At 41.7% G+C, this 4,779-nt stretch carries 7 protein-coding genes and 2 pseudogenes; 1 reads left to right on the top strand and 8 read right to left on the bottom strand.

The genetic code is table 11. From position 1 onward, the window contains the following. The 6 genes and pseudogenes from AC075L_RS06485 to AC075L_RS06460 all read right to left on the bottom strand — a co-directional run. A pseudogene (locus AC075L_RS06485) lies at positions 1–227 on the bottom strand (4Fe-4S binding protein); the annotation flags it as partial. Next, complete coding sequence (locus AC075L_RS06480) at positions 224–427, bottom strand: 4Fe-4S binding protein (protein ID WP_476387389.1); 204 nt, start codon at positions 425–427, stop codon at positions 224–226. The pseudogene AC075L_RS06485 and the gene AC075L_RS06480, both read right to left, overlap by 4 nt. Positions 428–439: 12 nt before the next feature. Beyond that, on the bottom strand, positions 440–685 hold the full coding sequence (locus AC075L_RS06475; protein WP_476387388.1) for a ferredoxin-thioredoxin reductase catalytic domain-containing protein: 246 nt from the start codon (positions 683–685) through the stop codon (positions 440–442). A gap of 124 nt (positions 686–809) precedes the next feature. Continuing rightward, a complete protein-coding gene (locus tag AC075L_RS06470; protein WP_055200402.1) occupies positions 810–968 on the bottom strand; it encodes a rubredoxin in 159 nt (52 codons plus the stop codon). A 177-nt stretch (positions 969–1,145) separates the two neighbouring features. Next, the gene (locus tag AC075L_RS06465; RefSeq protein WP_055200404.1) at positions 1,146–2,327 is read right to left on the bottom strand and encodes an iron-containing alcohol dehydrogenase; all 1,182 of its coding nucleotides are present in this window, start codon (positions 2,325–2,327) and stop codon (positions 1,146–1,148) included. A 320-nt stretch (positions 2,328–2,647) separates the two neighbouring features. Further along, positions 2,648–2,884: pseudogene (locus AC075L_RS06460) on the bottom strand (EamA family transporter); the annotation flags it as partial. A 51-nt stretch (positions 2,885–2,935) separates the two neighbouring features. Between AC075L_RS06460 and AC075L_RS06455 the strand changes: the two are divergent. Next, entirely contained in the window at positions 2,936–3,157 is a 222-nt protein-coding gene (locus AC075L_RS06455; protein WP_476387387.1) for a hypothetical protein, read from the top strand. A 408-nt stretch (positions 3,158–3,565) separates the two neighbouring features. Here AC075L_RS06455 and AC075L_RS06450 read toward each other — a convergent pair whose 3' ends face one another. Continuing rightward, complete coding sequence (locus tag AC075L_RS06450; RefSeq protein WP_119244989.1) at positions 3,566–3,748, bottom strand: hypothetical protein; 183 nt, start codon at positions 3,746–3,748, stop codon at positions 3,566–3,568. 567 nt (positions 3,749–4,315) lie between these two features. Next, positions 4,316–4,779, bottom strand: a 464-nt coding sequence (locus tag AC075L_RS06445) for a 5'-3' exonuclease H3TH domain-containing protein (RefSeq protein ID WP_476387386.1), incomplete at its 5' end; no start/stop codon positions are given.

The raw sequence follows: 4,779 nt of genomic DNA, 5'->3' as shown, positions 1-4,779 counted from the left end.
GTTGGCTTGCAGCGGGAGCATTTAAGGTCTGTCCCCAGCTTGCTGAACAGTTGACCCCGTCCGCAGAGGTGGTTGCAAAAGAATTTGTTCCCGCCGAAGATGGCTAAGAACAGCGGCAAGAGAAAATCGATCATGCCCAGCCACGCGAACAGGATATTGAAAAAGCCCAGTGCAAAATAGATGATGGCATATACCCACAGGTAATCGTACCAATGCTTTGCTTTCATGCGTCAGCCCTCACTTTCACCTCAATGCAACCGACGGGACAGAGCTTTGCGCACTTCCCGCAACCTACGCAGCGTTCTTTCTGTACTACCACATAACAGCCGCAATGCACCTGAACAGCTTCCAGCGGGCAGGTATTTTCGCACACACCGCAGGCAACGCATCGCAGCTTATCTATGACAGCCAGTTTCTTTGACAGCATGATGCTCCTCCTTTACTCCTGCAAGGACTTATAGTAAAGCATACAGTGGCAAAACCCCTCGAAGTCTGGGTCTGCGATCTGCTCCTTGAACTCCTGACATATACATTTGGTTGCCTCTGTGCGCTCTATGCAGCAGGGACAGTATCCGCCGGTGCGCTTGAGTCCCTCCCTGATGGTCTGAACGACCTCTTGATCTGGATTGAGTTTGATTTTCATGTTCTCCACCTCTTTCTTTATCGTGGCTTTATCATACCGCATGGCAAAGCATTTTTCTGTGACGAGGTCACATTACGGAAATTTTTGTACAAACCCAAAAGAGCCGTGAAGCGGTATCTTACATACTGCTTCACGGCTCTTTGTTTATAGGTTTTGTTGTGCTTCCTTACTCAGCCACAGAAAACTGGTCTTTGCCAACTGAACATAAGGGGCATTCAAAATCATCCGGAATATCTTCCCATTTTGTACCCGGTGCAATGCCGCCTTCCGGATAACCCTTTTCTTCATCGTATTCCCAACCACACACATCACATACATATTTCATAATGAGTTTGTTATATCTAACTTGTTTCAAGTATATTGAACAAATCACATTTCGTCAAGAAATTACTTCAGATGCCAAAAGGGACACATCGGCGATATGTCTCATCTGCCAATGTGCCCTCTTTATTTAATCAAATCAAGCAATTAGTGAAGCGGTTGATTTTATCCGCTTGACTAATTAAAAGTCAACCTCTGTACCATAATATGTGCATGTAAGAAGTTTCTCCATATTTGCAGGATCGATTGCTCTCGGGTTGGAGCCTGTACATGCATCACCAACTGCAAGCTCTGCGATTTTGGCAACTTTTTCTTTAAATTCTTCTTCCTGGATTCCGAAGTCTTTTAATGTCTTTGGAATGTTCAATCTTACATTAAACTCGTCAATCTTCTCGCAGAGGCTGTTGATCAGTGCCTGCTGGCATGTCCCTTCCAGTCCCATTCTTCTTGCAATCTCAGCATAACGTTCTGCTGCTACAGGATCTTTTGCATTGTATTTGATTACATATGGAAGATAAATTGCGTTTGCGCATCCGTGCGGAATATGTCCTGTAGAGAATGCTGCACCTGTCTTATGAGCCATGGAATGTACAATACCAAGCAGTGCATTGGAGAATGCCATTCCTGCCAGACACTGTGCATAATGCATCTGCTCACGTGCTTCCATATTCTTATTATAAGATGCCGGCAGATATGCCAGAACCATCTCGATTGCCTGCAGTGCAAGCGGGTCTGTATACGGACAGTGAAGCGTAGAAACATATGCTTCAATTGCATGTGTTAATGCATCCATACCTGTATATGCTACCTGTTTTACAGGAAGTCCCTCAACCAGTTCCGGATCAACAATTGCTACATCCGGTGTGATGTTGAAATCTGCCAGAGGATATTTAATCCCTGTATGATAGTCTGTGATTACGGAAAAAGCAGTAACTTCTGTAGCAGTTCCTGATGTAGATGGAATTGCTGCAAATTTTGCTTTCTGCCTTAATTCAGGGAAACCAAATGGTGTGATAAGATTTTCAAATTTTGTATCCGGATATTCATAGAATGTCCACATTGCCTTCGCTGCATCGATTGGGGATCCGCCGCCCATCGCTACGATCCAGTCCGGCTGGAATTCCTGCATTATCTTTGCACCTTTCATAACAGTTTCTACTGACGGATCCGGTTCAACACCTTCGATCAGCTGAACTTCCATTCCGCCTTCTTTTAAATAATTAACTGCTTTGTCCAGGAATCCCTGACGTTTCATTGAGCCGCCGCCTACAACAAGAACTGCTTTCTTTCCTTTTAAATTCTTTAATTCTTCGAGACATCCTTTTCCATGGTAAATGTCTCTTGGTAATGTAAATCTTGCCATTGCTGTTATCTCCTTAAAAAATTATGTCTGTTTACATGTTACTGCAGAAGGCATTCACTTCTTCTGTTCGCTTGCATTATATCATTGTTAATTTTATAACGCAATAGTTTTTTGAATCATTTTCATTTTTGATATTTTTTATCGTTTTTCCTATATTATCATCATATATTTACTGTTTTTTTATTATATGCTATTACCTTAGTACTATTCTCCTTATATAAATTGTTATATTTTTAACTTTTGTATCATGTAAATATTCGCAATTGAGGCAGATACCCCTTTATATCAGCAAAGCTAATGTTCCTGCAACTATAAGCAGCAGTCCTGATCGCAGTTCCAAGATTTGAATTGACATCCTGAATTCCAATCTTTCCCAAAATAGAGGTAAGACTGGCAAAAACAGCGGAACCGACTGCATAAAGCTGCCACTTCTTATCTTCTGCCTTCTCCTTTGTTTCCTTTTTCTGTATCATCAGATAAGTACCGATACCGATAAGAATCATTGAAACAAATTTCAGCCACGTTATTTCTTCCCTGAGAAAAATAAAAGCCAGCAGTTTCATGGAGTCTGACCCCGAGTATTACCTGACATAAGCGGCAACCTGACCATGCATCCGTCCGGAGAGTGGGGACTGGCCTATTCCTATAGCAATGATACGGAGAAAATAACATTCCAGGATGGCAACATACTCAAAGAACCCTGGATCTTAACCTCAATGGATGATGACAAAACACGAACCGGTATTTTTAAACAAGTCAGTCTGATTAAGATTGGAAATGAACATATTATGGTATATGGATTTCTTGTCGGAGATGATGCCCCCCTATAAAATAGCAGTATATGATTAGGATGAAAACCAGCAGCTGCTTCTTGGTCGTGATCCATCCGATGATTCTGCTTCTTTTGGCTACATCACCGTAGTAGCAGAGACAGCAAACGGATATATTGCAACAGATGGAAATGCCAGAATACTCTACTTCTGGTCAAAAGACGGAACTCTTCTCGGTAAAATACAATGCAGTGATATTTTCGGAATCAGATACCCCTGGCTTGAAGATATGAAAGTCGCAGACGATGGTTCTGTAATGCTTCTTATGACACAGAAGCGAGAAGATGAATCCGCAAGTGAATTAATGTTATTCAGGCTTACTGGTTTCTGATACATTGTAAGTGGGTAATCATATTGAGGTCTGCCATTTGCAACATTCTGTCTGTGCAAAAGGCAGACCTCTGACAATTATCCTAACTTTTCGGAAAACAAATCCTTTTTAATTTCTCCCTGTTTATCATAACACCCTTTCCTAGTTCCTGGAAACTTGTCAATCAAAGCCAATAAAATCTGTGGCTCATCTGAAAAAACTGTCATCCAAACAGAGAAAAATCCATCTGAGGTAGCTGTCATTATAATTTGTTCTTTCATATCATTCTGAAACCATTCAGGAGCATCTTTTACATGCCTTACGCCGACAGGGTTACAGAGTTCTGATTGTGGAACGGCATCTTGTATTCTACAAGGTCAACGAATCTCAGCAGAGCGTAAACCATTTACGCTGTTGTGGATGGCTGAATATTCTTGTGCGGGCACCGGATTATTCAGATGGCAGGCGGGAATATCGAAATTTATTATAATAAAAAAACCTCTTTCTATTCTTTTGAAAGAGGTTTTTTAAGTTCAAATATGAAAGACCACAATAAGCTGTTAAGACTTGCAACAACACATGCAAACAGATTTCTGTTGTATTATAATAGAAGATCCATGTATCAAGTAATTAGTTCATTTTGGTCATGAAAGAAGTTCGCTATCGCCAAGCAACAACAAAAAAAGACACCCACAGTTAATTCCGAACCCTGTGAGTGTCCCAAAACGAAAGGAATAATGATGGACGGCTTTTCTTGCTGTCCATATTTGTATTGTAGCAGATACTGCAAGCCGAACAAACTGGTACGAAAAAAATGCTAAGAAAGCTTTACCACTCTCCTTCCCTGATTACAGATTCTCGACTTCCTTGATCAGGCTGGACATCTCATACCGTCCCAGTTCTTCTTTTAGCTTGTCAATGTCCACACAAAGTTTTAAATCCTCAATTCCGCAGCTGATGTCAATATCCCGCTTCATGGTTGCCAGCTTCTCACTTAAGTATACCATCTCCCGGTTTGTCTTTAATGCTTTTAAAGGACTTCTGCCAATCCCCAGGTATTCTTTCCAGAAACCATTCAGCTCTTTTTCCTTTTTTGCAACTCCCTCACAGTCATCGATGGCTGCATAAATCTCATCCAGGGATTTATACTCATCCACCAAAGAGGCCGCCGCGGAAGAAACACCTTTGCATCCCGGTATCCCGTCTCCAGGATCTCCGGTGATTGCCAAAAGTACCGGGATCTGCTGCGGATACACACCTTCTTCTGCATATACGATTTCCGGAGTATACTCAAACACATTTGCCGGAAGGG

The sequence above is a fragment of the Blautia sp. ZXY-1-B12 genome, assembly GCF_056339915.1.
Note: the sequence above shows the minus strand (reverse complement) of the source record. Positions and strands in the feature narration are given on the sequence as shown.

Bases quoted from the DNA above. Each gene is read 5' to 3' on its own strand.
- AC075L_RS06470 (WP_055200402.1), bottom strand. From the start codon at position 968: ATGAAATATGTATGTGATGTGTGTGGTTGGGAATACGATGAAGAAAAG.
- AC075L_RS06450 (WP_119244989.1), bottom strand. From the start codon at position 3,748: ATGAAAGAACAAATTATAATGACAGCTACCTCAGATGGATTTTTCTCT.
- AC075L_RS06475 (WP_476387388.1), bottom strand. From the start codon at position 685: ATGCGGTATGATAAAGCCACGATAAAGAAAGAGGTGGAGAACATGAAA.
- AC075L_RS06455 (WP_476387387.1), top strand. From the start codon at position 2,936: ATGCATCCGTCCGGAGAGTGGGGACTGGCCTATTCCTATAGCAATGAT.
- AC075L_RS06480 (WP_476387389.1), bottom strand. From the start codon at position 427: ATGCTGTCAAAGAAACTGGCTGTCATAGATAAGCTGCGATGCGTTGCC.
- AC075L_RS06465 (WP_055200404.1), bottom strand. From the start codon at position 2,327: ATGGCAAGATTTACATTACCAAGAGACATTTACCATGGAAAAGGATGT.